This is a genomic window from Rhizobium sp. Rhizsp42, assembly GCF_047304155.1.
GTDB lineage: Bacteria > Pseudomonadota > Alphaproteobacteria > Rhizobiales > Rhizobiaceae > Rhizobium.
This window is the reverse complement of sequence record NZ_JBGLYS010000149.1, coordinates 1-272: the sequence shown is the minus strand read 5'-3', so window position 1 is coordinate 272 and position 272 is coordinate 1. Positions and strand designations below refer to the sequence as shown.

At 59.6% G+C, this 272-nt stretch carries 1 protein-coding gene; it reads left to right on the top strand.

Annotation, left to right across the window (positions count from 1 at the left end; all coding sequences use genetic code 11):
• On the top strand, window positions 1-272 hold a 272-nt coding region (locus ACCD05_RS31895), incomplete at both ends, for an outer membrane protein transport protein (protein ID WP_413397685.1).

Sequence of the window (272 nt, the reverse complement as noted above, 5' to 3'; positions counted from 1 at the left end):
GGTTTCGGACCATTCAACGGCCAGAAGTACGATGCCAACCTGGATCTGGACACGCCTGAGTCGGTGGACATGTCCATCACCCAGAAGATCGATGACAAGTGGACCGTCTATGCCGGTAGCACCTGGACTCGCTGGAGCCGCCTGAAAGACATTACCGTCACCAACAGCGGCGTTCCGGCACAGCTCGGCGGCTCTGCCGGTCCGATCGGCACCATCACCGAAGAACAGAACTGGCACAACACCTGGGCACACGCCATCGGCGCGTCTTATCA